Raw genomic sequence first — 25,650 nt, forward strand, 5'->3', positions numbered from 1 at the left:
GGTTGGTGACTCGTTCGTGGACGTCGGTGGGGTGCCGATGTGGAAGCCCTCGTCGCGGCGGTCTCGAAGGCGGTCCGCCCCTGCTGATGACACCGGCGAGAACACCGCTCGGCGGGCTTCCACATCGGCCGCGGGCGTCAGCTGCCGCCCGTCACCTTGACGTAGTCGACGACCAGCTGCTGCGGGAAGGAGGTGTTGCCGTCCGGGTCGCCGGGCCAGTCACCGCCGACGGCCAGGTTGAGGATGATGTAGAAGGGGTGGTCGAAGACCCAGCGGTTGCCGTTCAGGTCCGAGGGCGTGCGGGTCTGGTAGACATTGCCGTCGACGGACCAGGTGATCTTGTTGGGCGACCAGTCGATGGCGAAGGTGTGGAAGCCGTCGGAGAACTTGCCACCGTCTGGCAGGGTGTAGCCGGCGCCGATGCCGCCCGAGCCGGAGTAGCCGGGGCCGTGGATGGTGCCGTGGACGGTGCTGGGCTCGAAGCCCACGTTCTCCATGATGTCTATCTCGCCGCAGTTGGGCCAGCCCGCGCTGCCGATGTCGTTGCCGAGCATCCAGAAGGCGGGCCACATGCCCTGGCCCTGCGGCAGCTTCATCCGGGCCTCGACATGGCCGGACGCGGTGGTGAACTTCTGGGAGGTGTTGAGGCGGGCGGAGGTGTACTCACACCGGCCGTACCAGCAGTTGTAGTCGGCCGGGTTCTCCTTGCGGGCGGTGATGACGAGGTTGCCGTTGCCGTCCAGCGCCGCGTTCTTGTTGCCGTCGGTGTAGTACTGCCGCTCGTGGTTGTTGACGTTGTCGCCGGTCTCCAGACCCCACTTGGAGCCGTCGACCGCGCTGCCCGCCGGGCCGTCGAAGTTGTCGGTGAATTCGGCCGCGGCGGCGGTGGCCTGGGGGGCGGCCGTGGTGGCCGTGGCCGGAGCGGTGAGCCAGGGGGTGGCGGCGAGTGCGGTCGCGGAGAGCAGACCGATCACGGTGTTGCGCAGCGTACTTCTCATGGAACGGTGGTGCCTTCCTGTGTGGGGGATGGGACCGGTGGGTGCCGGTCCGGAGGGGGAAGGTGTGTGTCCGGCGGCTGGGGGCCGGGACCCGCGGGCGCTACGGCACGGGCATACGGGTGGTGGGGGCCGCGCGCGTCAGCGCTCCTGAGGGGGAGGTGGTCGGGTGAGTCAGGAAGTGGCGGACGGGCAGGGCGGCGGCGCCGAGCGCCACGGCGTGGGGGCCGAGCCCGCACAGCCCGATGTCGGTCCGCGCGTACGGCCTGCGCAGCGCCTGCGCGGCGACCGTCTCGCGGATCCGCGGCAGCATACGGGCGCCGAACATCAGCCCGGCCCAGCCGCCGAGGATGATCCGCTGCGGATTGAACAGATTGACGAGATTGGCGATTCCGGCACCCAAGTACACCGCCGCCTCCTCCAGGACGCGCTGCGCGGCGGACGAGGTGTCGGCGGCCGCGAGCAGCGCGGCGAACGCGGACTCCCGGTCAGCGCCGGGGGTGACGCGACCGCGCCGGGCCCGGCGGTAGCGCTCCAGGACCGCCTCGGCGCCGGCGTACGCCGCCAGACAGCCGCGGGCGCCGCAGCGGCAACGGCGGCCCCCGGCCTGGACGGTGGTGTGGCCCCACTCGCCCGCGCCGTCGGCGGCGCCCCGGTAGGGGGAGCCGTGGGTGATGACGCTCGCGGAGACGCCGGAGCCGATGAGCGCGACGACGGCGTGCTGGACGCCGCGTCCGGCGCCGAACCACATCTCGGCCCGGCCCAGGGCCTCCGCGCCGTTGTCGATGTGCAGGGGCAGTGCGGTGCCGGTGCGCAGCAGCCGCTCCAGGGGGACGCCGTCCCAGCCGGTGGCCGAAACGCCGACACCGACGCCGAGGATGTGCCCGTGGGGGATTCCGGCCTCCTCGATGACGTCGTCCAGGAAGGTCAGGATGTGTCGGACGGCGGTTTCGGCGCCGTGCTCCGCGGCGGGGCCGGAGGGTAACGGGTGGGCGGCTCCGGCCCGTTGGGTGAGGGCGAGGTCGAACAGCCCGACGCGGACCCGGGCATCGGCGACCTCGACGCCGATGACGTACCGGTGCTCGGAGGCCAGCCGCAGCCGGGGCGATTCCGCATCCGTGACGGTCTCTTCCGTGACGACGCCTTCGGCGATCAGTTCGCCGATGACCGCGCTCACGGTGGTGGCGCCGAGCCCCGTACGGCGGACGAGCTCCTGGCGGCTGAGCGGAGCGTGCGGATACAGCGCCCACAGCAGCGCGGAGCGGCTGCCGCGCCGCGGATCGCGCACGGTGGTGCGCAGCGAGGGCTGGGCTGCCTGCGCCTTGGCCGTCATCGGTCACCTCCGGGGAGACACAATGTCCAGCCCTGTTCAATGCATGTCAATAGGTCTGGACCTTCCTGCCTCAAAGAATTTGAGGCGGGGTCCGACCCAACTCCCCCTGAACCGACAGAAGTCGAACCCTCAGCGCGCTCCACCGGTGGCGAGGAAGTGCGCCAGCGGAAGCGTGGCCGCGCCCAACGCCACGGCATCCGGCCCCAGTTCGGCCGGCCCGATCTCGGTCTGCGCGTACGGCCTGCGCAGCGCGCAGGAGGCGGTGGCGGCCCGGATCCTGGGGAGGATCCGGGCCCCGAGGAGCAGTCCGGCCCAGCCGCCGAGGATGATCCGCTCGGGGTTGAAGAGGTTGATCAGATCGGCGATACCGGCGCCGAGGTAGACGGCGGTCTCCTCCAGCACCTCACGCGCCCGCGCCTCGCTCCCGGCGGCCCCTACGATCGCGGCGAACGCGGCCCGCTGGTCCTCACCGGCGCCGTCCGCGTCACCCACACCGCCCTCGGCGACACCGTCCAAGCCGTCCTCACCGCCGCCGCCCGCGCCGCCCGCACCGGCTCCGCGCACCCCGTGCCGGTAGCGGCCGAGCACCGCCTGCGCCCCGACGTACGCCTCCAGACAGCCGACCGCACCGCATCGGCAGGCACGCCCCCCGACCTGGACGACCGTGTGCCCCCACTCCCCCGCGCTGCTGGTCGCGCCCCGGTACGGCACCCCGGCGGTCACGATGGCCGCGCCGACGCCGGAGCCGATCAGCGCGATCACCGCGTTGTCCGCGCCGCGGCCCGCCCCGAACCACATCTCGGCCTGCCCCTGCGCGGTCGCGCCGTTGTCGATGAACAGCGGCAGATCGGTGCCGGTGCGCAGCAGCCGCTCCAGCGGCACCGCGTCCCGGCCGGCGGTCGGGCCGTGGACGAGGACCTCGTCCCCCTGTTCGACGACGCCGGGGACGGCGACCCCGACGCCGATGACCGCCTCCGGCGAGGCACCGCTCTTGTCGACGACCGCGTCCAGGCCGGTCAGGATGTGGCCGACGACCGGCTCCGGATCCCGCTCCAGCCCTCCGGGCGTCAGTGGATGCTCCCAGCGGGCCAGTTCGGTCAGCGCGAGGTCGAACAGCTCCACGCGGACGTGGGTCTCGCCGACGTCGACCCCGATGAGGTGGCCGCCGCCCGGCGCGACCCGCAGCAAGGTGCGGGGGCGGCCGCCGTCGGACTCGACGGACCCGGCCTCCTCCACCAGTTCGTCGGCGAGCAGTTCGCCGACGACATTGCTGACCGAACCGGAGCTGAGCCCGGTGAGCGTCCCCAGTTCCTGACGGCTCACCGGGCCCCGGAAGTACAGCTGGCGCAACAGCGTCGAACGGTTGCCGCGCCTCAGGTCGCGGACGGTCCGTCGGCTCATCTGACCCATCGGGCTCCTTCCCCCTGCCCGAACCTACCGGACGCTGCCGCTCTTGACGCCGACTGGTTTCATCGCTTAACTCACGGTCTGAATAAAGCCTCGCGCTTCACTTTTTGAACGGTCAAGGGCGGGTTGACAGTCAACGGCGGCTGAGCGGCGCCGCCTCATGACCGCCGTACGGCTCACTCCTCCGCACCCGGGGTCTGGAACAGCGCGAGCAGATCCTCCCGCCCGAACATCCGCGCCGTCTCGACGGCCGAGGGCGATCCGGCGCGCGGGTCGGCACCCTTGGCCAGCAGCACCCTCAGCACCTCCGCCTCACCCTTGAACGCGGCCCCCGCGATGGGGGTCTGACCCCGTTCGTTCACCCGATTGGGGTCGGCGCCGCGCTGGAGCAGGGCAGACACCGTCGCGGGATGGCCGTAGTAGGCCGCGAGCATGAGCAGGGAATCACCCTTGTCGTTGGTGAGGTTGGCCGGGACACCCGCGTCCACATAGGCGGCGAGCGTATCGGTGTCACCCTGCCGGGCCAGGTCGAAGACCTTGGCCGCCAGCTGGAGCACCTCCGGGTCGTGGGCGGGCTCGCTCTCGGGGTTCGATTCGGTCATGGCCTGTCGCCTCCGGCTTCGCTACCTGGGTACGTGATCATCCACCCTAAGGACGGCGGCCGACCCACCCGAGCAGGCGGGCGCCCCGCGCCAGCGGGCGGTCGGCTCGTAGCGCCACGCCTCCATGGTGATGATTACACCGATAATCCACCCAATTGCACCTTTCGCCCGATGGATACATGCTGTGATCCTGGAACCACTCATGGTGACTGACCGTCCCCCATCAGCCAGGAGACCGTGATGATCCTGTCCATTTCCGGCGTCGTGCTGCTCGGCATCATCGTCTTCATCTTCTTCCGCAAGGACGGCCTGAAGGGGTCGCACGCGGTCATCTGTGCGCTCTTCGGCTTCTATCTCGCGTCCACGGCGATCGCTCCGAGCATCAAAGCGGGCGGTGCGAGCCTCGCCAGCCTCTTGGGTGGGATCAAGATCTGACGTGGGCCGGAGACCGCTCCCCCGCCTCCGTCTCGGCAGCGCCGGGGCCACCCCGCCCGTCCCGCTCGGCCGCGGCCGGGCGTTCGCCCGCAGCACGGCCGACGGCGTCGCCGATGTACTCCAGCCGCTGGTCGCGCTCTCGCGCGGGTTGCGCGTGCTCGCCGCCGCCGGGCGGCGCAAGTGGATGGAGCTGCCGGGCGACCGCCGCGGACCGGTGTTCACCCTCGTGGTCGCCTGCGGCTTCGTCCTCTACCTGCTGCCGTACGGGCCACTGGCGGCGGCGATCAGCCTGATCGGCGCGGCGGGCTGGGCCGGGCGGGGGCGCGCCGGCGCCGCATCGGAGACGCCCGCCGACGGGACCGAGCGGCTGCGCACGCTCTACGAGGCGCTGGTGCCGTACTTCTCCGCCTCCGAGGACCCCAGCCCGCTCTACAGCCACGGCGGCGACTGGTCCGAGGCGTTCGACTCCTTCGCCTTCGACGAGAGCGGACGGCTCACCCGGCTGCGCCTCCACTACCCCGCGTACTTCACCGACGGCGAGCCCGCGGCCCGCACCCGGATCGAGCAGCTCCTGTACGCGAAGTCGGGACGCGGCCGTGAATACCTGTTCGAGTGGGACGAGGAGGCCAACAACCTCACCCTGACCGTGCTGCCCGCCCTGTCCACCGCGATCCACGCCCAGCGCTTCGTCACCGCGCCCGGCGAGACGGTGCTGGGCTTCACCGACCCGTCGTCGGTGCAGCGGACGCTGCCGGTACTGGCGGGGCCGGAGACGTGCGAGGAGGGCGAGGAAGACGAGGAGAGCGCGGAGGCCACGACGGAGGTCGGGCTCAAGAAGGCGGCGGAGGACGGGCCGGAGACCCATGACGTACCGCCGGTGGTCTGGCGCACCGGCCCGCGGTCGACCGAGCCGCATCTGCTCGCGCTCGGCCAGCCCGGAAGCGGCACCACGACCCTGCTGCGCTCCATCGCGCTGCAGGCGCTGCCCCACGGCGAGGTGCTGGTGGTGGACGGTGGCGGCACCGGCGAGTACGCGTGTCTGAGCGGACGCACGGGGGTGCTGGCCGTGGAGTGCGGGCTGGCCGGGATGCTGGCCACGCTGGAGTGGGCGGGCCATGAGACCGAGCGCCGGCTGATCGCCGCCAACCGCGCCCGCCAACTGCGGCACGCGCCGCCGGAGGACATCCAGCGCCCGCTGTGGATCCTGCTGGACCGGCCCTCGGTGATGAGCCATCTCGCGGCGGCGGACGGCCGCACCGATCCGCAGGAGCTGCTGGCCGTGCCGCTGCGGCACGGACGGGCGGCCAACGTACGGGTCGTGGTGGCCGATCAGCTGGACGCCGCGGAGACGCTGAGCGAGGCCGTACGGAGCCACACCCGGGCCCGGGTGGTGCTGGGCCCGGTCTCGTCCGAGCAGGTCACGGCCGTCCTCGGGGCGCCGCCGCACACCACGCCGACGCCCGAGGTGCCTCCGGGCCGCGGCTATGCCCGCCTCGGCGCGGGCCCGGTGCACCGCCTCCAGGTACCGGCCACACCGGACCCGTACGACGAGGCGGCCGGCGAGGCCGAGCGGCAGGCGGTGCTCCGGCTGCTCCCGGACCCGGACCCGGCGGCGCCCCCGGCCCCGGCACCCGTCGGGGGCTAGGGTCCTTCCTCCACGGAGATCCGTCAGAAGGGCCCTAGCCACCGGGGCCCGTAGCGGAGCCGCGCCGGGGCGCATTACGGCGGGTCAGGCCACATACGTACGCGGCGCCTCCGCCTCGATCGTGGCGCCCGTGGCCACCAGGGCGGCGGCCGAGGCCAGCCGGGTGGCGGCCTTCTCGGCGACCGCTCCCCCGACGGTGAACGGCAGCCGTACGTACCCCTCGAACGCGCCGTCCACCCCGAAGCGGGGCCCCGACGGCACCCGGACCCCCAGCCGGGCGCCCGCCTCGGCGATGCGCGAGCCGGAGAGGCCGCCGGTGCGGGCCCAGAGGGTGAGCCCACCGTGCGGGACGGTGAACTCCCAGTCGGGCAGATGGCGCCGCAGGGCGTCGACGAGCGCGTCCCGGTTGCCGCGCGCGAGCGCCCGGCGGATCTCGATGGCCTCCTCCCAGCCGCCGGTGTTCAGCAGCCAGGCGACGGCGAGCTGTTCGATGACGGGGGTGCCCAGGTCCGCGTAGGCGCGGGCGGCGACCAGACTGCGGATGACGTCGGGCGCCGCGCGCACCCAGCCGATCCGCAGCCCCGCCCAGAAGGTCTTGCTCGCCGAACCGACGGTGATCACGGTGGAGCCCGCCGGGTCGAAGGCGCAGACCGGCCGGGGCAACTCCACCTCGTCGTCCAGCCGCAGCTCGGCCATGGTCTCGTCGGCGATCAGGATCGTTCCGGCGGAGCGTGCGGCGTCGACGAGCCGGCGGCGCTGGTCCTCGGTAGCGAGGGCGCCGGTGGGGTTGTGGAAGTCGGCGATGACGTAGGCCAGCCGGGGCGCGGCGGCGCTGAGCACCTGGCGCCAGGACGGGATGTCCCAGCCCGCGAGCCGGTCGGCCATGGCGACGGGGACGAGCCGGGCGCCCGCTTCCCGCATCAGCTGGAGGATGTTGGCGTAGCTGGGCGATTCGACGGCGACCCGCTCCCCGGGCCGGACCATCAGCCGGCAGGCGGCGGCGACGGCCCCCATGGCGCCGGTGGTGACCATGATCTGCTCGGGCATGGTCGGTATGCCGCGGGCGGTGTAGCGGTCGGCGAGCGCCTGGCGCAGGGCGGGCAGCCCGGCGGGGTAGTCGCCGTGGGTGTGGGCGTAGGGCGGCAGTTCGTCCAGGGCGCCGCGCATGGCGCGGGTGAGCCAGGGCTCGGGGGCGGGCAGCGCGGCACAGCCGAGGTCGATCACGGAGGCCGCGGCCTCGGGCGGGAGCGGATCGAGCCCCCGGGTGGGCAGCGGGCTTCCGGCGGGCATGGCGGTCCAGCTCCCGGCGCCGCGCCGGGACTCCAGGAACCCCTCGCCGCGCAGCGCCTCGTAGGCGGCGGCGACGGTGGTGCGGCTGACCGCGAGCGCCGCGGCGAGCTCGCGTTCGGCGGGGAGGCGGGCCGCGACCGGCACCCGGCCCTCCAGGATGAGCAGCCGTACGCCGTCGGCGAGGGAGCGGTAGGCGGGGACGCGGCGGCCCCCGGTCAGTGAGGCCGCGGCCCCGGTGGCCACGCCGTCGCGGGTGTGCTGTGACCCGAGCAGCCGGGCCAGTTGGGGTGCCCCGACAGCAGACGTCCATGCACTCATCGAATGCGGTCCACCTTTCGGAGATTGGCCGTGGAACTGGACTGGTTCCGGCCCACAGAGTGACATGCCGCAGGCCACTCACACCAGGAGCACGCGTTGTCCGACCTTCCACGCCGCCGCCTTCCGCGCCGTCTTGCCCAGCTCTACGTGGGGCTGGTGCTCTACGGCGTGTCCATGGGGCTCCAGTTGCGCGCCACGCTCGGTCTCGACCCGTGGGACGCCTTCCACCAGGGCGTCTCCGAGCACACCTCGCTGTCGATCGGGACGGTGACGGTCGTCGTCGGCGTCGCCGCGCTGCTGCTGTGGATCCCGCTGCGCCAGCGGCCAGGTCTTGGCACGGTGTCGAACGCGCTGATCATCGGACCTGTGATGGACGGCACATTGTGGCTGGTACCGGAGCCGGAGGCGCTGGCGGTGCGGATTCCGCTGATGCTCTTCGCGATCGTGCTGTGCGGCGCGGCCACCGGGCTCTACATCTCGGCGCGGTTCGGGCCGGGCCCGCGGGACGGGCTGATGACGGGGCTGCACCGGCGCACCGGGTGGTCGATCCGGCTGGTGCGGACCGGGATCGAGCTGGCGGTGCTGGCCACCGGCTTCGCGCTGGGCGGCTCGGTGGGGGTGGGCACGGTGCTGTTCGCGCTGGCCATCGGGCCGCTGTCGCAGTTCTTCCTGCGTGTCTTCGCGATTCCCGCACCCGCCGGGACGGGCTCTGGGATCGTGGCGCGCGGCGGCGCCGAGCCGCAGGTCCGGGACCTGATTTAGGGCTGGGGCCGTCGGGGCGGTAGTGTACGCCCTCGGCCTACCAGGCGGACCGTTACTGCGCGCTAAAGTACCAGAAACGCTGGGTGACATCTGCTGCCAGATGTGACAAACCGGGCGCCTGTGGGTAGAACAACGGGGCGGCACGACGGGCGACGCATGTCCCAATACGGGAATCTTCACCGCCGACCGGACGTTGACCGGATGACGACGACAGCGACACCTGTCCTGTGGGCGACAAGCCCGGGAGGCACGATTCATGAGTGAGCGAGCTCTTCGCGGCACGCGACTCGTGGTGACCAGCTACGAGACCGACCGCGGCATCGATCTGGCCCCGCGCCAGGCGGTGGAGTACGCATGCCAGAACGGCCATCGATTCGAGATGCCGTTCTCGGTAGAGGCGGAGATCCCGCCGGAGTGGGAGTGCAAGGCGTGCGGCGCCATGGCACTCCTTGTCGACGGCGACGGTCCAGAGGAGAAAAAGGGCAAGCCCGCGCGCACGCATTGGGACATGCTCATGGAGCGGCGCACCCGCGAGGAGCTGGAGGAGGTGCTGGCCGAGCGGCTGGCCGTTCTGCGCTCCGGCGCCATGAACATCGCCGTGCATCCGCGGGACACCCGTAAGTCTGCCTGAACCGAGCGGCAGCACTGAGGTAACACCTGAAGAACAAGGGCCGGGGCCACTGCTGAGCAGTGGCCCCGGCCCTTGTACGCGCTTGCGGCCGGTGAGGTGCGGCCCCGGCGGCTCAGCCCCGGTCGCGCGGCCGCAGTCCGGGCCCCGGCTCTCCGTCGCCGTCCCGGCCCCGGTCGTCCCCGTCCCGTATCACCTCGCCCTGGATGACCGTGCCCCGCTCCGGGCGCTCCCGCCCGTCCCGGCGCTCATACTGCTCACGGGCCTGCCGGAAGGGGTCGGACGGCGATCCGGGGACGAAGCCCATCCGGCGTGACAGCGCGCTCTCCGCGCGGCGTCGCAGCAGCGCCCGGGTCGGCGGGAACAGGCACACCAGCGCGGCCACGTCCGAGATCAGCCCCGGCACCATGAGCAACAGCCCGCCGAGCATCGTGAAGGAGCTTCCGGGCCGCGCGGCGGGCTCCTCGGCGCCCGGCCGCATCGACCCGGCCAGGCTCTGCCACGCCCGGCGGCCACCGCGCTTGACCACGGCCCCGCCCACCACCACGCCCGCGACCAGCAGCAGGAGGACGGTCAGCCCGCCGGCGACGTCCGCCACGAGTGTCAGCAGCCAGATCTCCAGCACCAGCCAGGCGGCGATCCCCAGCGGTACGAAGGTGCGGGCGCGTGAGCGCTTCGGGCGGGTCGGGTCGCTCTGCTGCGGTGCGCCGGTCATCATGCCTCCAAGTGTGCCCGGGCCCATGACCGATGCGGAGCGCGGGTCGCATGGCCAAGGGGATCGAGGGGATCTCATGGGTTCCAACGCGCGAGGGGTCCCGATGGGTCCAGGAGTCCTCGAGGAGACCGGGCGGAATCCGCGAAAGCGCCGGGTATCGGCGGCGGCGGGCCGGGTACCCGCCGCCGACGGAGGTGTCGAATGACGGCTGTGCTGGAGGTCCTCGTGTGGTGGGCGGCGCTGACCGGGATCTGGCTGGTGCTGATCAGCACCGTGGACCCCCTGGAGCTCCTGGTCGGCTCGGCCTCCGCGCTGGCCGCCGCCGTGCTCGCCCGCGCCGGGCACCGGGCGGTGGCGGACCGGTGAGCACCTCGGACGGCTGGCTGGCGGCGGCGCTGGTGCCGCTGCTCGCGCTCGTACCGGTGCTGTGGCGGATCGCCTACGGCTCGCCGAAGGACCGGCTGATCGGCCAGAACCTCACCTCGCTGCTGGCCGGTCTTGCGCTGCTGCTGGCCGCGCAGGGCTTCCACCGGACCTCGTACAACGATGTGGCGCTGGTGGTCAGCGTGCTCGGCCCCACCGGAACGCTGATCTACGCCCGCTTCCTGGACGTCCTGCCCGACTCCCGGCTGGTGCGCTGGACGGCGCTACTCGGGGTGCCCGCCACGGTGCTGCCGCTGTGCGTGGCGACCGGGCCCGGCCGGGCCATGGTGAAGCTGCTGCTGATCGGCGTGCTGCTGATCGCGGGCAGCGTGGTGACCAGCACCCGCGGCGGTAAGGGGGGCGTCACGGCATGACCGATGTGCTGATCGTCGTGGCGCTGCTGCTGGTCGCGGGCGCCGCCACCGCCGCCGTGCTCAACCGGGACCCGGTGCGGCAGGCGCTGGTGCTGTCCTTCCTCGGGCTCACGCTGGCCCTGCTGTTCACCTTCCTCCAGGCGCCGGACGTCGCGCTCTCGCAGCTCGCCGTCGGCTCCGCGGTGACGCCTCTGATGATCCTGCTGACCGTGCGCAAGGTGCGGCGCCGCCCGGGGAGCGGCGACCGCGTGGACAAGCCGGCGGGCCGCGAGCGATGAGCTCCCGGGTCCGGCTGTGGGTCTTCCTGGTGGGCGCCGCCGGGTTCGCCGCGCTGTTCGCCGCGGCCTGTTTCGACCTGCCGGCGTTCGGCACCGTCCCGCACCCGTACGGCGCCCGGGCCGTGCGCGCCGCCCTGAGCCATCACACGGCCAATGTCATCGCCTCCGTCAACTTCGATCTGCGCGCCTTCGACACACTCGGCGAGGAGACCATCCTCTTCTCCGCCGTCCTCGGCACCGTGGTGCTGCTCCGCCAGGCCCGGGACGAGCACCGCAAGGATCCCGAGCCCGCCGCGGTCCATCCCCGGGTGCGCCGGTTCGCGCTGCTGACGCTGCCGCTCGCGCTGCTGGTGGGCCTGTATGTGATCGCGCACGGCCAGGTCAGTCCGGGCGGCGGCTTCCAGGGCGGGGTGGTCGCCGCCACCGCGCTGCACCTGCTCTACGTCGCCGCCGACTACCGGGCTCTGGAGCGGGTCCGCCCGCTGACCCTCTACGAGATCGGGGAGGCCGCCGGGGAGGCGGCGTACGTGATCACCGGGCTCGCGGCCGTCCTCGCGGGGTCGGCGTTCCTCGCCAACGTCCTGCCCTTCGGCACCCTCGCGACCCTGTCCTCCGGCGGCACGGTGCCCGTGCTCAACGCGGCCGTCGGCCTGGAGGTCACCAGCGGGATCGTGGTCCTGCTGGCCCGTTTCCTGGACCAGGCGGTGGAGATCGAGGAGCCCGGGGAAGACGACGGGAGCCCGCGGGACACAGGAGACAGCGGGGGCAACGGAGACGACGAGAGGGAGCGAGCGTGACGGTCCTGCCGTATCTGGTCGCCGGATGGATCTTTCTGATCGGTGTGTACGGGCTGGTGACCAGCCGGAACCTCATCCATGCCGTGGGATGCCTGGCCGTCACCCAGTCCTCCACCTATGTGCTGCTGCTCGCCGTCGGCTACCGCGACGGCGGCACCGCCCCGGTCTTCGCCGACGCGCCCACGAACAGCCGGGTGGTCGACCCGGTCATCCAGGCGCTCGCCCTCACCGACATCGTGGTCGGCGCGACCGTGACCGCGCTGCTGCTCGCGCTCGTCGTCCAGCTCCGCAAACGCCACGGCACGGTCGACCCGGACGCCCTGTCCGAGCTGAAGGGCTGACCGGGTGGACACCGCGCGACTGCTGCCACTGGTGGTGGCCGTGCCGCTGCTGGGCGCGGCGGTGCTGGTGGCCACCGGACGGCGGCTGCCCCGGCTCGTCTCCGACATCGTGGGCTGCGCCTTCGCCGCCGCCACCGCCGCGCTGGCGCTCCTGGTGCTGCTCCGGGCCGGTCGTCCCGGACCGGGGACGTATCCGGTGGAGTGGGTGGGCGGCTGGCGGCGGGTGGGCATCGTGCTGGTCGGCGATCCGCTGGGGGCCGGGCTCGCGGCGCTGGTCTCGCTGCTCGTCGTCGCCGTCCTGGTCTACTCCTGGCGCTACTTCGAGGAGCCGCCGCGCCGTCACACCGGCTCCTTCCCCGCGCTGATCCTGGTGTTCCAGGCGGGCATGTGCGGTTTCGCGCTGACCGGCGACCTGTTCAACGCCTTCGTCTTCTTCGAGCTGATGGGCGTGGTCGCCTACGCGCTGACCGGCTTCCGCGTCGAGGAGCCCAAACCGCTGCAGGGCGCGCTGGCCTTCGGGGTGGTGAACTCCCTCGGCGGCTACGCCACCTTGCTGGGCATCACCCTGCTGTACGCGCGCACCGGGGAGCTGGGGTTCGCCCAGATCGGGCGGAGGCTGGACACGGACGGGCCGGACGGGCTGGTGCTCGCCGCGTTCGTCCTGGTGACGACCGGTCTGCTGGTGAAGGCGGCCGCCGTTCCGTTCCACTTCTGGCTGCCCGACGCACACGCGGTCGCGCCGACGCCGGTGTGCATGCTGCTGTCCGGGGTGATGGTGGAGCTCGGTGTCTACGGGGTCGCCCGGGTCTACTGGACGGTCTTCTCCGGGCCGGGAGGGCTCTCCCACCCCGACTTCACCCGCGCGCTGCTGGCGCTGGGCGTCCTCACGGCGCTGCTGGGCGCGGTGATGTGCTGGCAGCAGCGCCATCTCAAACGGCTGCTGGCGTTCTCGACCGTGGCCCACACCGGGCTGTTCCTGATCGGCGTGGCCGTGCTGACCCCCGAGGGGATCTCGGGCACGGCGCTGTACGTGCTGGGCCACGCGGGCGTGAAGGCGGCCCTCTTCGCCTGCACCGGGGTGCTGCTGGACCGGTACGCGACCGTGGACGAGCACGAGCTGTTCGGCCGGGCCCGGGAGCTGCCGGAGGTCGGCGTGCTGTTCGCGGTGGGCGGGCTGGGCCTGAGCGGGCTGCCGCCGTTCGGCTCCGGCCTCGGCAAGGCCGCCGCGGAGGAGGCCGCGGGGCACACCGCCGTATGGCTGCCCGCGCTCTACGTCCTGGTGTCGGCGGTGACCGGGGGCGCGGTGCTGCGCGCCGGGCTGCGGATCTTCGCCGGAGTGGGCCGGCGGCCTGGGAAGGAGGAGGGCGGCCCGGAGACCACCGGTGAGGAGGAGCCCGAGACCGGCGGCCGCCTCGGGCGCATCCCGGTGCCACTGCTGGCGGTGCCCGCCGCGCTGCTGGCCGCGGCGCTGGCCCTCGGGGTGATCCCGGCCGTCGCGTCCGCGGTGGGCCGGGCCGGAGCGCTGTTCACCGACACCGGCGGCTATCGGCGGACGGTCCTCGAGGGACACACCGCGGGCGCCCCGGCACATCTGCCACCGCACTGGCAGCTGACCGGGATCCTGCTCGGGCTGCTCTCCGCGGCCCTCGCCATCACCCTGGCCACACTGGCGGTACGGCGGCCGGTCCCCACCGGGACGGCCGCGCTCCTCGCGCCCGTACGACGACTGCAGTCCGGGCATATCGGCGATTACGTCGCCTGGCTGGTCGCCGGGACGGCGCTGCTCACGGTGCTGACCGTCCCGGGGATCCGCTGAGCCGCCGGGACCGGGACGCGCCCGGTCCCGTAGGTCAGCGGTCAGCGGTGGCGCAGTGCCGAGATCAGCTGGCTCTTGGACATCTGGGACCTGCCCTCGATGCCCGCCTTCTGGGCCTCGCGGTACAGGTCCTCCTTGGTCCGCGTCTCCATGCCGCCCGACTTGGCGCCCCCGCGGGCCGCCATGCGGCGCCCCGACGTCTTCCCGCTCTTGGCGGTCGCTTTGGCCATGTTCCGCCTCCTTCCGCCTCAAGTGTCCGGTACACGGCGGAACATCGCCCGCGGGACTACGCCGAGCGCGGAGCCGGAGGCCGGACCGGGGTCCGGGATCCAGGGTCCAGGGTCCTACGGGGTGTCCCGCGGACCACGCGGCGGAGGTTTCGTCCCTGGATCCCGGGGTCTGGGGCGGAGCCCCAGTTGTGAGAAGGGGCGCGGAGGGGAGCGGCCCGCCGCAGACGCCAAGATCCGTCGGACGCCCCTAGGACTCCTTGGAGTCCTTGCGGCCCAGCACCTTGTTGACCCGCGAGCCCACGCCCCAGGACATGACCCGCCAGGCCGCCTCCGTGACGATGTCGCGGCTCATCTTGCTCTCGCCGCGCTCGCGTTCGATGAAGGTGACCGGGACCTCGATGACGTGGAAGCCCGCCTTGATGGCCCGCCAGGCCAGATCGATCTGGAAGCAGTAGCCCTGGGAGGCGACCTCGTCCATGCCGATGCCCTCGAGAGTCTCCTTGCGGAACGCCCGGTAGCCCGCCGTCATGTCGCGGATCGGGACGTCGAGGAGCAGGCGGGAGTAGGTGCTGCCGCCCCGGGAGATGAACTCGCGGGACTTGGGCCAGTTGACGATGCGCCCGCCGGGCACCCAGCGGGAGCCGATCACCAGATCCGCGCCCTTGAGCGCGGTGAGCAGCCGGGGCAGCTCCTCGGGCTGGTGGGAGCCGTCGGCGTCCATCTCCACCAGCACGCCGTAGCCGTGCTCGATGCCCCAGCGGAACCCGGCCAGATAGGCGGCGCCGAGGCCCTCCTTGCCCTTCCGGTGCAAGACCTTGACGTGGTCGTCCTCGGCAGCCAGCTCATCGGCGACCTTGCCCGTGCCGTCCGGGCTGTTGTCGTCCGCGACGAGGATGTGCGCGTCCGGAACCGACTCCCGGACCCGCGCGACGATCGGCTTGATGTTCTCCGCCTCGTTGTAGGTCGGGATGATCACCAAGGTCGTACCGAGCGGACCGTACTTCCGCCGGCCACCGTCGTCCTGGCCCTCGTTGCTACGGCGCGGCTCCCCGGCCTCGGCGCCGGCCTCCTCGGCCTTCGCGCTCGGCTCGTCGGCCTTGGTGCCAGGCTCCTCGGCCTCGCGTGCGTCGCTCACGGCTACTGCCCCTTCTTGTCCGTACGTCCCCGACGGCCGATCATGATCGCGGCCGCGCAGGACAGAACGCCCACCATAGCGAGCACCCACTCGGGGGTCGCACCGACGCGGTCGGCCAGGGTCTTGCCGTCACGCAGCGGGATGCGCGCGGTGAGCACATCTTGCGTGAATTCTTTCGTCCGCTGCTCGATCGTGCCATCCGGGGAGACCACGGCGCTGATCCCGCTCGTGGCCGCGGTGATCACCGGCCGACCGTGTTCGATCGCCCTCAGCTTGGACATGACCAGCTGCTGCTCGGGCTGGCCGCTGCGCCCATAGGTGGCGTTGTTGGTCTGGACGACGATCGCCCGGGCGCCCGCGTTGACCGTGTCGCGCACGATCTCGTCGTAGGCGACCTCGAAGCAGATCACATCGCCGAGCCGCGCCGGGCCGACGTTCAGCACACCGGTGTGGTCGCCGGGGTAGAAGTCGCGGGGCACCCGCTGCAGCCGGGTGATGATCTTGCTGAGCTCCTGGCGGAAGGGGACGTACTCACCGAAGGGCACCGGGTGCTGCTTGGTGTACGAGGCGCCGGGGCCGCTCTTCGGGTCCCAGACGATGCCCTGGTTCTCCACGTAGCCCTGTTTGGTCGGATGGTCGACCAGGGCACCGACCAGCACCGGAACGCCGATCGACTTCACGGCCTCGTCGATCCGGGCGTATGCCTCCCGATACTGGAAGGGGTCGAGGTCGGAGGCGTTTTCCGGCCATATGACGAGATCGGGCTTGGCGATCCGGCCCGCCTTGACGTCCTTCGCCAGGTTCAGGGTCGCCTTCACATGGTTGTCGAGGATCATCATGGGGCGGCCCAGGAAGTCCATACCGGGCTGCTGCACATTGCCCTGGACGACCGCGATGTCGACCGAGTCGTCGGCGGCGGTGGGGATGGGCACCGCGAATCCGGCGGCCGTCACGGCGGCAGCGACGGCCACGGCCCCGGCGGCGGGCAGAGCGCGGCGCGGCGAGAAGCCCCCGGCGCCGCGCAGCCGCCACAGGGCGAGTGCGGCACCGGCGAGCGCTCCGCCCGTCAGGGCGACGCCGAAGGTGACCAGCGGGGCGCCACCGAGCGCGGCGAGCGGGGTGTAGGGCGAGCCGGTGTTGGCGAAGGCCAGCCGGCCCCAGGGGAAGCCGCCGAAGGGCACCCGGTCGCGGGCCCACTCCTCGGCGACCCACAGACAGGCCGTCCACAGCGGCCACAGGGCCGGTACGGGCAGCCGGGAGACCAGGGCCAGGCCCGCCCCCATCAGCGCGAGGAAGGCCGCCTCGATGATGGACAGCCCCACCACCGCGTCCCAGCCCACCACGCTGAGCCACTTCAGCAGCAGCAGGAAGAACGGCAGCCCGAAGGCGAAGCCCGTCCAGGCCCCCTGGCGGGCGGTCCGGCCGTGGGTGAGCAGGGCCAGGGCGGCGACGGCCACCAGGGACAGCGGCCACACCCCGAACGGCGGGAAGGCGAGGCCGAGCGCGAGCCCGCTGACCGCCGCGAGCGCGCTGCGCCGCGCCTCGCGGCGGGCGAGCAGGCCGAGGCGGCGCAGCCGGCCGGGCCGCCGCTCCCCGGCGGACGGCCCGGAGGCGGTCCTGGGGGCGCTGGAGGCGGCACCGGACGCGGCGGCCCCGCGCGCGGCAGACGCGGCTCCGGACACGGCAGACGCGGCACCGGATGCGGCAGTCCCCGGCGCGGCGGCCCCGGTCGCGCCGGATTCCCCGCCCTCGGCGGCGTCACGATCCTCGACGGCGTCACGGCCCCCCACGGCGTCACCGCCCTCCACGGGCTTACGGCCCTCGGCGGCGTCACCGCCCCCGACGGGATCACGGCCCCCCACAGCGTCACCGCCCTCGGCGCCATCGGCGCCCTCCGTGGGCGGCGTGGCGGCGGAGCCGGTCGTCCGCTGACCCGGTCGGTCTGCGTCCGGCCCGGTGGGGGCGGCTTCGGCGGTGGTGTCGGAACCCGATGGCACGGTGCGGCCTTCCTACAGGTCGTGCTGTGGTGAGGTGACCGTATAACGCGGGCGCGCGGAAGTGGTCCCGAGGTGCGGATTGTGACCTCGGGATGGAGAAACGCTTCGGCCATGGCGGGGGTTCCCCCGCCCGGCGGCGGCCCCGCCCCCGCGCCGGGGGCGGTCCGCCGGTGTGCGCGCGCGGAGTGGGGGCCCGACGCCCTTCGGGCCGACCTGGGACCCGCTGGCTGCGGATCGACCGAGAGCCGTTGTCTACTGAGCGTCCGGGCCCCTCCCGGGTCGCACCTGCCGACCCGGCGATCCCTCCCTCGCCCCCGTGCACTGGACCTGGCTCCCAGTGGTGGCGCACCGCGATGGCGCGTCTCCCTCTGGCCCAGCGGCGTTCGACGACTGCGTGAAGATTCCCCGGTCGGGCGTCCTGTGGTGGACGTGGCCGAACCTACCGGCCACCGACCGCACCCTGTCAACAGCCACATGACCTGCGCCGTTTCCTCAAATGACCAGGTCAGTACGGACGGTGTTCAGATGTCACGACAGGCCGGGGGCTCATCGTTCGGCGGTACGGGGCACCCGCGCGTCACTCGTCCGGCCGGAGGTGGACGGTGCGTCCGCCCACCACCGTGCGCACACAGACGGGCAGTTGACCGCCGGGGGTGAGATCGGGCAGACCGGGAGTGCCGGAGCGGGGGTCGGTGGACCATCCGGCCACCCGCGTGTCGGGCACCTGCACGATGAGCTCACCGGTCCGCCAGATCGCGTAGTCGGCGGGCGCGCCGGGCGCGAGCACGCCCGCGTCGTCCCGCCCGACGGCCCGCCAGCCGCCGCGGGTGTGGGCGGTGAAGGCGGCGCGGACGGAGATCCGGTGCTCCGGGGTGCGGTGGAAGGCGGCGGCACGCACGGTGCCCCAGGGGTCGAGCGGGGTGACGGGGCTGTCGGAGCCGAGCGCCAGCGGCACTCCGGCGCGCAGCAGCGCCGCGTAGGGGTTGAGGGTGCGGGCCCGCTCGGGGCCGAGCCGCTGGGCGTACATGCCGTCCTCACCGCCCCACAGCGCGTCGAAGGCGGGCTGGACGGAGGCGGTGAGGCCGAGGTCGGCGAAGGCCGCGACGGTCTCGGAGGTGAGCATCTCGGCGTGTTCGACGCGGTGGCGTGCGGCGCGCACGCGGGCGAGCCCGACCGTGTCGGCGGCGGACCGTACGCCCTCGACGACGGCCGTGACGGCGGCGTCGCCGATGGCGTGGAAACCGGCCTGGATCCCGGCCTCGGTGCAGGCGGTGACATGGGCGGCGACGGCCGCCGCGTCCAGGTAGGCGGTGCCGGTGTGCGGCGTGTCGGCGTAGGGCTGGTGGAGACACGCCGTGTGCGAGCCGAGCGCCCCGTCGACGAAGAGGTCGCCCGCCGCGCCGATGGCGCCGAGTTCGCGCACCTTCTCCAGGTCGGAGGCGCTGCTCGCGGCCTCGGCCCAGTAGCCGTACACCCGCGGCCCGGGCTCTTCCGCGGCGAGCTTCAGCAGCCCGGTGAGGTCGTCCTCGGACGAGATGTCGGGCCCGGCGCATTCGTGGAGGGTGCCGATGCCGAGCGAGGCGGCGCGGGCGAGGGCGGCCCGCTGGGCGTCGGTGCGCTGCCGCTCGGTGATGACCGCGTGGGCGGCGGCGCGTACGGCGTGGTGGGCGGCGCCGGTCAGCGGCGTGTCGGGGTGGTACCCGGCCAGGTCCGACACGCCGGGGACGAGGTCGAGCAGCGCGGTGGTGACGACGGCGGAGTGCACATCGATGCGGGTGAGATAGAGGGGGCGGCCGCCGGTCGCCTGGTCGAGTTCGGCCCGGGAGGGCGGCCGTCCCTCGGGCCAGCGGGCGGCGTCCCAGCCGTGGCCGAGCAGCACCCGGTCGGCGGGGTGGGCGGTGGCGTGGGCGCGCACCCGCTCCAGCGCGTCGGCGAGCGTACGGGCGCCGGTGAGATCGAGTCCGGTGAGGGCGAGCCCGGTCGCGGTGGTGTGCACATGCGCATCGGTGAAGGCGGGCGTCACCAGTGCCCCGTCCAGCGGGATGACCTCGTCCACACCGTCCGCGAAGCCGTCCGCGGCCCCTTCGGAGCCGACCCAGGCGACGGTGCCGCGCTCGACGACCATCGCGGTCGCGAACGGATCGGCGGGGCTGTGGACCTCACCTCCGCGCAGCAGGACGGTGCGGCCTTCGGGGGCCTGGGCGGGGGTGGGGTCGTTCACGGCGGGCCGCCTCGATGGGGGTATCAGGTAAGGGGGTGTTCGGAAGGGCGCTCAGACGCGCGGCGGGCGCGCCTCGTAGGGCGTGGAGAGGACCACGGTGGTGCGGGTGGAGACACCGGCCAGCGAGCGGATCCGGCTGAGCAGGTGCTCCAGCTCCAGCGGGGTCGCGACGCGCACCTTGAGGATGTAGTTCTCATCGCCCGCGACGCTGTGGCACGCCTCGATCTCGGGCACCTCGGCGAGCCGCTCGGAGATGTCGTCGGGCGCGCTGGGGTCGAAGGGTTTGACCGAGATGAACGCGGTAAGGGGGAGCCCGACGGCCTCGGGGTCCACCACGGCGGCATAGCCGCGGATCACGCCCCGCTGTTCGAGACGGCGAACCCGCTGGTGCACGGCCGATGTGGACAGGCCGGTGGCCTTGCCCAGGTCCGTGTAGCTCATCCGGCCGTCCTTGACGAGCAGCTCCACGATCTGTCTGTCCAACTCCTCCACAGCCGATCACCTTATGTGGTCAGGAGGGCTCCGGCACAACGGGTGGGCACAGCGGACATAGGCGCCGCTACGCCGCACCTGCACCGGGCATGTGACGAACGCCACATGTCCTCATGGGTGTCCTATGAGATGCGGCGATTACCTATGCGGCCGCGAGGGAAATGCTTGCTGTGGTCGAGGCCGACGCGCCTGGCCAGCCCACCCGAGGGGGAAACTCATGCCTCATCTCGAGCGCCTCGACGCAGGCGACATCGATACCGACGAGAACCACGACACCTATGAGATGTTCCGGGTGATCTGCCCGGACTGCGCGCGCCCCATCGCACTCCTCGCCGACGAGGACGTCCTTCCCGAGCACGCGCTCTGCTCGTCCCCGTGGGACCCGTTCGGGCTCACGGTCTGCGCCGGCACCGGCCGCCGGGTGGCCGACGCCGAGCCCGCCGACGCGTCGCTGGACGCGCACGAGCGGGACGCCGCGCTGCTGCTGACGCTTCCGGAGGGCCTGGACTGGCGGAAGCAACCGTTCTCCCACCTCGGCGGCCCCGGCTCCCGGCCGGTGCGCTTCCCGGTGACGCGGCGGTAGCGAAACGGCGGGGGCGCAGGCCGCGCCCCCAACCGACACACCGGCCTCAGCCGACCTCAGGCCCCGCGAGAGCGCGGGCGATCACCACCCGCTGGATCTGGTTGGTGCCCTCCACGATCTGGAGGACCTTCGCCTCGCGCATATAGCGCTCGACCGGGAAGTCCACCGTGTAGCCGTATCCGCCCAGCAGCTGGACGGCATCGGTGGTGATCCGCATCGCGGCGTCCGTGCAGAACAGCTTGGCCATCGCCGCCTGCTTGGAGAACGGCCGCCCCGCGTCCCGAAGCCGTGCCGCCGCCAGGTACAGCGCGCGCCCGGCCTCGATCTGCGTGGCCATGTCGGCGAGCATGAAGCGCAGCCCCTGGAAGTCGGCTATCGGCCGGCCGAACTGCCGCCGCTGCGCGGTGTACGCGAGCGCCTCGTCCAGCGCTGCCTGGGCGACGCCGACGGCGCAGGCCGCGATGCCCAGGCGGCCCGCGTCGAGGGCGGACAGGGCGATCGCGAACCCCTGGCCCTCCTCGCCGATGCGGCGGGCGTCGGGGACCCGCACCCCGTCGAGGTGGATCTGGGCGGTCGGCGAACCGGCCATGCCCATCTTGTGCTCGGGCGCGGCCGCCGACAGCCCGGGGGCGTCGGCGGGCACGAGGAAGGCGCTGATGCCGCGGGTGCGCTCGGGGCCGGTGCGGGCGAGCACGGTGTAGAAGTCGGCGATGCCGCCGTGGGTGATCCACGCCTTGGTGCCCTCGAGCGTCCAGGTGTCCCCGTCGCGGGTGGCCCGGGTGGTGAGCCCGGCCGCGTCGGAGCCGGAGGAGGGCTCGGAGAGGCAGTACGCGCCGAGCAGCCCGCCGCCCAGCATCGCGGGAAGGTGCTCGGCCAGCTGCTCCTTGCTGCCGTAGCCGGCGAGGGCGTGGCAGGCCAGGGTGTGGACGCTGACGCCGAGGCCGACGGTCAGCCGGGCCGCGGCGAGCTCCTCGAGGACCTGGAGGTAGACCTCGTACGGCTGGTCGCCGCCGCCGAACTCCTCGGGGTGGACCAGCCCCAGCAGCCCGGACTCGGACAGCAGGGTGAACAGCTCGCGGGGGAAGCGCCCGGCGGCCTCCTCCTCGGCGGCCCGGGGCTTGATCTCCCGTTCGATCAGCTCGCGGACGAGCGAAATCAGGTCGCGGGCCTCTTCGGTGGGCAGCTCACGCTCCACCGGCTGCGGGCCGTGATCGGTCATGGCGGCGCTCTCCTCTCCCCTGGTCAGGCGCTGCGGCGGCGTGCGCCGGGGTGAGGCGGCGCCACCGGTGATGCTGCCGCCGGCCGGTCGGCCCGTCGGATCGCGAACGGTGATGACCTGCACTGCGGCGGTTGGAGTATGCCCGATCCGGAGCCTTCCGGTACCAGTCGCCCGATCTTCAACCAATTTCACACAGGGACACTCACCACCTTCCTCCACGCACTCCCACCAACGTCGCACGCATGGAGCAAATTGGCCCAGACCATTGACCCCACTGGTCTAGTCCTTCTACCTTTTCCCCACCCTGCCCTGCGCGTTCATGTCAAGCTATGGGCAGGTCGTCGGGCAGTTCACTCTCCCCTCACCCCCCACCGAGGAGATTCCATGCTCAGACCAGGCAGACTGTCCGCCGCGCTCGCGGCGATCTGTACGGCGGTCCTGACCGCCACCCTGCTCGCGGGCTCGGCAGCGGCCGGTGAACCCCGGAGCGCCGACATACCCCAGGCCACGTCCAAGGCCGCCAAGACCCCCACGACGAAGGCCGCCGGGAACAAGGTGGTCGGCTACTTCACCGAATGGGGCATCTACCAGCGCAACTACCACGTCAAGAACGTCGAGACCTCGGGCTCGGCCGCCAAGCTCACCCACATCAACTACGCCTTCGGCAACGTCACCGGCGGCAAGTGCGCCATCGGCGACGCCTACGCCGACTACGACAAGGCGTACGACGCGGCGAGCAGCGTCGACGGCAAGGCCGACACCTGGGACGCGGGCGCCCTGCGCGGCAACTTCAACCAGCTTCGCAAGCTCAAGAAGCTCCACCCCGGCCTGAAGGTGCTGTGGTCCTTCGGCGGCTGGACCTGGTCCTCCGGGTTCACCGAGGCCGCCAAGAACCCCGCGGCCTTCGCCCAGTCCTGCTACGACCTGGTCGAGGACCCGCGCTGGGCGGATGTCTTCGACGGCATCGACATCGACTGGGAGTACCCCAACGCCTGCGGCCTGGGCTGTGACACCAGCGGTAAGGACGCCTTCAAGAACCTGATGTCCGCCGTGCGCGCCAAGTTCGGTTCGTCCAACCTGGTGACTGCGGCGATCACGGCCGACGCCTCCTCCGGCGGCAAGATCGAGGCCGCCGACTACGCGGGCGCCGCGCGTTACGTCGACTGGTACAACCCGATGACGTACGACTTCTTCGGCGCGTGGGCCGCACAGGGCCCCACCGCCCCGCACTCCCCGCTCAACTCCTACAACGGCATTCCGCAGCAGGGCTTCAACAGCGACGCGGCCATCCAAAAGCTCAAGGGCCTCGGCATCCCGGCCTCGAAGCTCCTGCTGGGCATCGGCTTCTACGGACGCGGCTGGAGCGGCGTCACCCAGGACGCCCCCGGTGGCACGGCGACCGGCGCCGCGCCCGGCACCTACGAGGCGGGCATCGAGGACTACAAGGTGCTCAAGGGCTCCTGCCCGGCGACCGGCACGGTCGCGGGCACGGCCTACGCGCACTGCGGCAACCAGTGGTGGAGCTATGACACCCCCGCCACCATCGCCGGGAAGATGAACTACAAGCAGCAGCAGGGCCTGGGCGGCACCTTCTTCTGGGAGCTCAGCGGCGACACCGCGAACGGTGAGCTGATCAAGTCCATCAGCTGACCCCACACCAACGCCCCTGATCGACGCGGGCGGGGAGCCATCACCGGCTCCCCGCCCGCTTCGTCGTGCGCGCCCGCGCACACCCGGCCCACCGGCCGTCAAGCGTTCAAGCGGCGCACGAGGGAGCGCGAGGAGCGTATGTGGGGAAGACCCCCCGATAACGCCACGCACCCCGTGTGAACGCGCTCCGTCCGGGGCTCGTACCTCAACGCGGCTTGTTCTGGCTATTGCGGGGCATCCGCCCCACAAGGAAATCTGAGCGCACGGGTGCCCGCACCACTCCTCGCGCGTGAACCAAAGGAACGATCATGAGCTCCGAGCAGTGCCCGAGCTGTGGCGGCCAACTCGCCGTGAACCAGGACGGGTGGAAGATCTGCCACTCCTGCGGCTATGCCTCCCCGCCCGGGGTCGTGCCCGCCCCCTCCCTGCCCGCCCACACCTGACCTGCCGACTCCTCCGCCCGTCCGATCCGTGAAAGCCTGAGTCTCCGCACCTCCCCGTTCCGCCCCTCCGTACCGCTGAGCGAGGCACCATGGTCAATCCCTGGCTGGCGATGGCGTCCGGCACCGACCCCGCTGAGCGCACCCGCGACGTGCGCCGCGCCCATGAGGCGTTTCTGACGGAGGGGGCGGTGAGTCCGGCCGTACGGCCGGTGGTGGCGGAGTCCTGGCGGCGCTCGGCCGACGCCCGGGTCTCCCAGGAGTGCAAGGCGCCGATCGACCTGGCGGACGACGCGCTGGACACTTACCGCGCGGACCATCCGCTGGCCCGGGTGATGCCGCTGTTCCGGGAGTTGCTGGGCACCATCGCCTACGACGGGGCCCATCTGCTCGCGGTCTGCGACGAACAGGGCCGGCTGCTCTGGGTGGAGGGGCACGCGGGGGTACGGAACCGGGCCGAGGGGATGAACTTCGTGGCCGGGGCGCGCTGGGACGAGCGCCACGCGGGCACCAACGCGCCCGGGACGGCGCTCACCGTCGACCACCCGGTGCAGATCTTCGCCACCGAGCACTTCAACCGCAGTGTGCAGCCGTGGACCTGCGCCGCCGCCCCGGTCCACGATCCGCACACCGGGCGGCTGCTGGGCGCGGTGGACATCACCGGCGGGGACCATCTGGCCGCCCCGCACAGCCTCGCCCTGGTCCAGGCGACCGCCCGCGCCGCCGAGGCCCAGCTGGGCGCCGAGGCGCCGCGGACGCGCGAGCCGCGGATCTCGCTGACGGCGCTGGGGCGGGACGAGGCACTGCTGGTCGTCGACGGGCGGCGGCTGCGGCTCGGGCGGCGGCACAGCGAGATCATGGTGCTGCTGGCCGGCCATCCGGAGGGGCTGTCGGGCGACCGGCTGACGCTCGAGCTGTACGGGCCCCGGGCCGACGACCGCTCCCCGGTGACACTGCGGGCCGAACTCTCCCGGCTGCGCCGCCTGGTGGGCCCGTTGCTGGGCTCGCGCCCGTACCGGCTCTGCGCACCCGTGCGCACCGATCTTGCGGACGCCGCCGAGGCGTTGGCCTCCGGCGACGCGTACACGGCGCTGCGGGCGTACACCGGGCCGCTGCTGCCGCTGTCGGAGGCGCCGGGGGTGTGCCGGATGCGGCGGGTGCTGGAGGACGGGCTGCGGCGCGCCGTGCTCTCCCACGGCGATCCTGAGCTGCTGCGGCGCTGGGCGCAGACGCCGTGGGGCGAGGACGATCTGGAGGTCGCGGAGGCGCTGCTGACCACGTTTCCGGCGCATGCGCCGGGGCGGGCGGCTCCGGCGGCGCGGGTGCGGCGGCTGCGGGAGCTGTACGGGCTGCCGGGCGGCACCCACCAAGGCGGCCATGAGGGCGAAGCCCTGCGCCACCAAGGCGGCCATGAGCACGGAGCTCCGCGGCAAGGGGGCGTCCACCGGGACGCAACGTCGGCGCAACGTGGCGGCGCCTAGCCTCCCCGTCGGCTCCGCCCGTGTCGGCGCGGGCGGAGCCTGG

General features: G+C 72.8%; 26 protein-coding genes. 14 read left to right on the forward strand and 12 right to left on the reverse strand.

Annotated elements, in window-relative coordinates; all coding sequences use genetic code 11:
* Positions 1–137: 137 nt before the first annotated feature.
* The 4 genes from ACZ6TD_RS09415 to ACZ6TD_RS09430 all read right to left on the reverse strand — a co-directional run bounded on the left by ACZ6TD_RS09415 (position 138) and on the right by ACZ6TD_RS09430 (position 4,337).
* Positions 138–998: a glycoside hydrolase family 16 protein gene (locus ACZ6TD_RS09415; protein WP_471352507.1), complete on the reverse strand. Its 861-nt coding sequence runs from the start codon at positions 996–998 to the stop codon at positions 138–140.
* A gap of 100 nt (positions 999–1,098) precedes the next feature.
* Positions 1,099–2,328 (reverse strand): ROK family transcriptional regulator, encoded by a 1,230-nt coding sequence (locus ACZ6TD_RS09420; protein WP_471352509.1) that lies wholly within the window; start codon positions 2,326–2,328, stop codon positions 1,099–1,101.
* Between the two features lie 129 nt (positions 2,329–2,457).
* Positions 2,458–3,738 carry an ROK family transcriptional regulator gene (locus ACZ6TD_RS09425; RefSeq protein WP_471352511.1) on the reverse strand — a complete coding sequence of 427 codons (1,281 nt, stop codon included), beginning with the start codon at positions 3,736–3,738 and terminating at the stop codon, positions 2,458–2,460.
* Positions 3,739–3,911: 173 nt separating this feature from the next.
* Complete coding sequence (locus ACZ6TD_RS09430; RefSeq protein ID WP_471352513.1) at positions 3,912–4,337, reverse strand: ankyrin repeat domain-containing protein; 426 nt, start codon at positions 4,335–4,337, stop codon at positions 3,912–3,914.
* Between the two features lie 240 nt (positions 4,338–4,577).
* Here ACZ6TD_RS09430 and ACZ6TD_RS09435 point away from each other — a divergent pair, with 240 nt between their 5' ends.
* A complete protein-coding gene (locus ACZ6TD_RS09435) occupies positions 4,578–4,772 on the forward strand; it encodes a hypothetical protein (protein WP_020866907.1) in 195 nt (64 codons plus the stop codon).
* A 1-nt stretch (position 4,773) separates the two neighbouring features.
* Complete coding sequence (locus ACZ6TD_RS09440) at positions 4,774–6,417, forward strand: hypothetical protein (RefSeq protein WP_471352515.1); 1,644 nt, start codon at positions 4,774–4,776, stop codon at positions 6,415–6,417.
* 84 nt (positions 6,418–6,501) lie between these two features.
* On the opposite strand, the gene ACZ6TD_RS09445 is transcribed toward ACZ6TD_RS09440, so the two are convergent.
* Entirely contained in the window at positions 6,502–8,025 is a 1,524-nt protein-coding gene (locus tag ACZ6TD_RS09445) for an SCO1417 family PLP biosynthesis transcription factor (protein ID WP_471352517.1), read from the reverse strand.
* Between the two features lie 174 nt (positions 8,026–8,199).
* Here ACZ6TD_RS09445 and yczE point away from each other — a divergent pair, with 174 nt between their 5' ends.
* The gene (yczE, locus tag ACZ6TD_RS09450; protein ID WP_471357590.1) at positions 8,200–8,787 is read left to right on the forward strand and encodes a membrane protein YczE; all 588 of its coding nucleotides are present in this window, start codon (positions 8,200–8,202) and stop codon (positions 8,785–8,787) included.
* Between the two features lie 256 nt (positions 8,788–9,043).
* Positions 9,044–9,418 carry an RNA polymerase-binding protein RbpA gene (locus ACZ6TD_RS09455; protein ID WP_014056358.1) on the forward strand — a complete coding sequence of 125 codons (375 nt, stop codon included), beginning with the start codon at positions 9,044–9,046 and terminating at the stop codon, positions 9,416–9,418.
* A 112-nt stretch (positions 9,419–9,530) separates the two neighbouring features.
* Here ACZ6TD_RS09455 and fxsA read toward each other — a convergent pair whose 3' ends face one another.
* Positions 9,531–10,133 (reverse strand): FxsA family membrane protein, encoded by a 603-nt coding sequence (fxsA, locus tag ACZ6TD_RS09460; protein WP_471352520.1) that lies wholly within the window; start codon positions 10,131–10,133, stop codon positions 9,531–9,533.
* Between the two features lie 198 nt (positions 10,134–10,331).
* Between fxsA and ACZ6TD_RS09465 the strand changes: the two genes are divergently transcribed.
* The 6 genes from ACZ6TD_RS09465 to ACZ6TD_RS09490 are packed head-to-tail and all read left to right on the forward strand — an operon-like array spanning position 10,332 to position 14,159.
* Positions 10,332–10,496: a hypothetical protein gene (locus ACZ6TD_RS09465; RefSeq protein ID WP_470007694.1), complete on the forward strand. Its 165-nt coding sequence runs from the start codon at positions 10,332–10,334 to the stop codon at positions 10,494–10,496.
* The gene (locus ACZ6TD_RS09470; protein WP_471352522.1) at positions 10,493–10,927 is read left to right on the forward strand and encodes an MrpF/PhaF family protein; all 435 of its coding nucleotides are present in this window, start codon (positions 10,493–10,495) and stop codon (positions 10,925–10,927) included. The genes ACZ6TD_RS09465 and ACZ6TD_RS09470 overlap by 4 nt, the downstream gene beginning before the upstream one ends.
* Positions 10,924–11,205, forward strand: coding sequence for a Na(+)/H(+) antiporter subunit B (locus tag ACZ6TD_RS09475; RefSeq protein ID WP_471352523.1), 282 nt, complete (start codon positions 10,924–10,926; stop codon positions 11,203–11,205). Before ACZ6TD_RS09470 ends, ACZ6TD_RS09475 begins: the two co-directional genes overlap by 4 nt.
* Complete coding sequence (locus tag ACZ6TD_RS09480) at positions 11,202–12,002, forward strand: MnhB domain-containing protein (protein WP_471352525.1); 801 nt, start codon at positions 11,202–11,204, stop codon at positions 12,000–12,002. Before ACZ6TD_RS09475 ends, ACZ6TD_RS09480 begins: the two co-directional genes overlap by 4 nt.
* A complete protein-coding gene (locus tag ACZ6TD_RS09485; protein WP_471352527.1) occupies positions 11,999–12,343 on the forward strand; it encodes a sodium:proton antiporter in 345 nt (114 codons plus the stop codon). Before ACZ6TD_RS09480 ends, ACZ6TD_RS09485 begins: the two co-directional genes overlap by 4 nt.
* 4 nt (positions 12,344–12,347) lie before the next feature.
* Positions 12,348–14,159 carry a complex I subunit 5 family protein gene (locus tag ACZ6TD_RS09490; protein WP_471352528.1) on the forward strand — a complete coding sequence of 604 codons (1,812 nt, stop codon included), beginning with the start codon at positions 12,348–12,350 and terminating at the stop codon, positions 14,157–14,159.
* Positions 14,160–14,200: 41 nt separating this feature from the next.
* On the opposite strand, the gene ACZ6TD_RS09495 is transcribed toward ACZ6TD_RS09490, so the two are convergent.
* From ACZ6TD_RS09495 to ACZ6TD_RS09515, 5 genes are all read right to left on the reverse strand, one after another.
* On the reverse strand, positions 14,201–14,389 hold the full coding sequence (locus ACZ6TD_RS09495) for a Rho termination factor N-terminal domain-containing protein (RefSeq protein WP_020866919.1): 189 nt from the start codon (positions 14,387–14,389) through the stop codon (positions 14,201–14,203).
* Between the two features lie 247 nt (positions 14,390–14,636).
* The gene (locus tag ACZ6TD_RS09500; protein ID WP_223864990.1) at positions 14,637–15,368 is read right to left on the reverse strand and encodes a polyprenol monophosphomannose synthase; all 732 of its coding nucleotides are present in this window, start codon (positions 15,366–15,368) and stop codon (positions 14,637–14,639) included.
* A 158-nt stretch (positions 15,369–15,526) separates the two neighbouring features.
* Entirely contained in the window at positions 15,527–17,521 is a 1,995-nt protein-coding gene (lnt, locus tag ACZ6TD_RS09505; protein ID WP_471352531.1) for an apolipoprotein N-acyltransferase, read from the reverse strand.
* Positions 17,522–18,098: 577 nt separating this feature from the next.
* Positions 18,099–19,646, reverse strand: a complete 1,548-nt coding sequence (locus ACZ6TD_RS09510) for an amidohydrolase (RefSeq protein ID WP_471357595.1) — start codon at positions 19,644–19,646, stop codon at positions 18,099–18,101.
* A 147-nt stretch (positions 19,647–19,793) separates the two neighbouring features.
* Positions 19,794–20,234: an Lrp/AsnC family transcriptional regulator gene (locus tag ACZ6TD_RS09515; protein WP_020866923.1), complete on the reverse strand. Its 441-nt coding sequence runs from the start codon at positions 20,232–20,234 to the stop codon at positions 19,794–19,796.
* Between the two features lie 217 nt (positions 20,235–20,451).
* Here ACZ6TD_RS09515 and ACZ6TD_RS09520 point away from each other — a divergent pair, with 217 nt between their 5' ends.
* Positions 20,452–20,817 carry a hypothetical protein gene (locus ACZ6TD_RS09520; RefSeq protein WP_198273888.1) on the forward strand — a complete coding sequence of 122 codons (366 nt, stop codon included), beginning with the start codon at positions 20,452–20,454 and terminating at the stop codon, positions 20,815–20,817.
* Positions 20,818–20,863: 46 nt separating this feature from the next.
* On the opposite strand, the gene ACZ6TD_RS09525 is transcribed toward ACZ6TD_RS09520, so the two are convergent.
* Entirely contained in the window at positions 20,864–22,036 is a 1,173-nt protein-coding gene (locus ACZ6TD_RS09525; RefSeq protein WP_471352533.1) for an acyl-CoA dehydrogenase family protein, read from the reverse strand.
* Positions 22,037–22,420: 384 nt separating this feature from the next.
* Here ACZ6TD_RS09525 and ACZ6TD_RS09530 point away from each other — a divergent pair, with 384 nt between their 5' ends.
* The 3 genes from ACZ6TD_RS09530 to ACZ6TD_RS09540 all read left to right on the forward strand — a co-directional run bounded on the left by ACZ6TD_RS09530 (position 22,421) and on the right by ACZ6TD_RS09540 (position 25,607).
* The gene (locus ACZ6TD_RS09530; RefSeq protein WP_471352535.1) at positions 22,421–23,686 is read left to right on the forward strand and encodes a glycoside hydrolase family 18 protein; all 1,266 of its coding nucleotides are present in this window, start codon (positions 22,421–22,423) and stop codon (positions 23,684–23,686) included.
* Between the two features lie 308 nt (positions 23,687–23,994).
* On the forward strand, positions 23,995–24,129 hold the full coding sequence (locus ACZ6TD_RS09535) for a hypothetical protein (protein ID WP_262704163.1): 135 nt from the start codon (positions 23,995–23,997) through the stop codon (positions 24,127–24,129).
* Positions 24,130–24,218: 89 nt separating this feature from the next.
* Entirely contained in the window at positions 24,219–25,607 is a 1,389-nt protein-coding gene (locus ACZ6TD_RS09540) for a GAF domain-containing protein (RefSeq protein ID WP_471352537.1), read from the forward strand.
* The last annotated feature ends 43 nt before the right edge of the window (positions 25,608–25,650 follow it).

Source organism: Streptomyces yongxingensis (genome assembly GCF_055597465.1).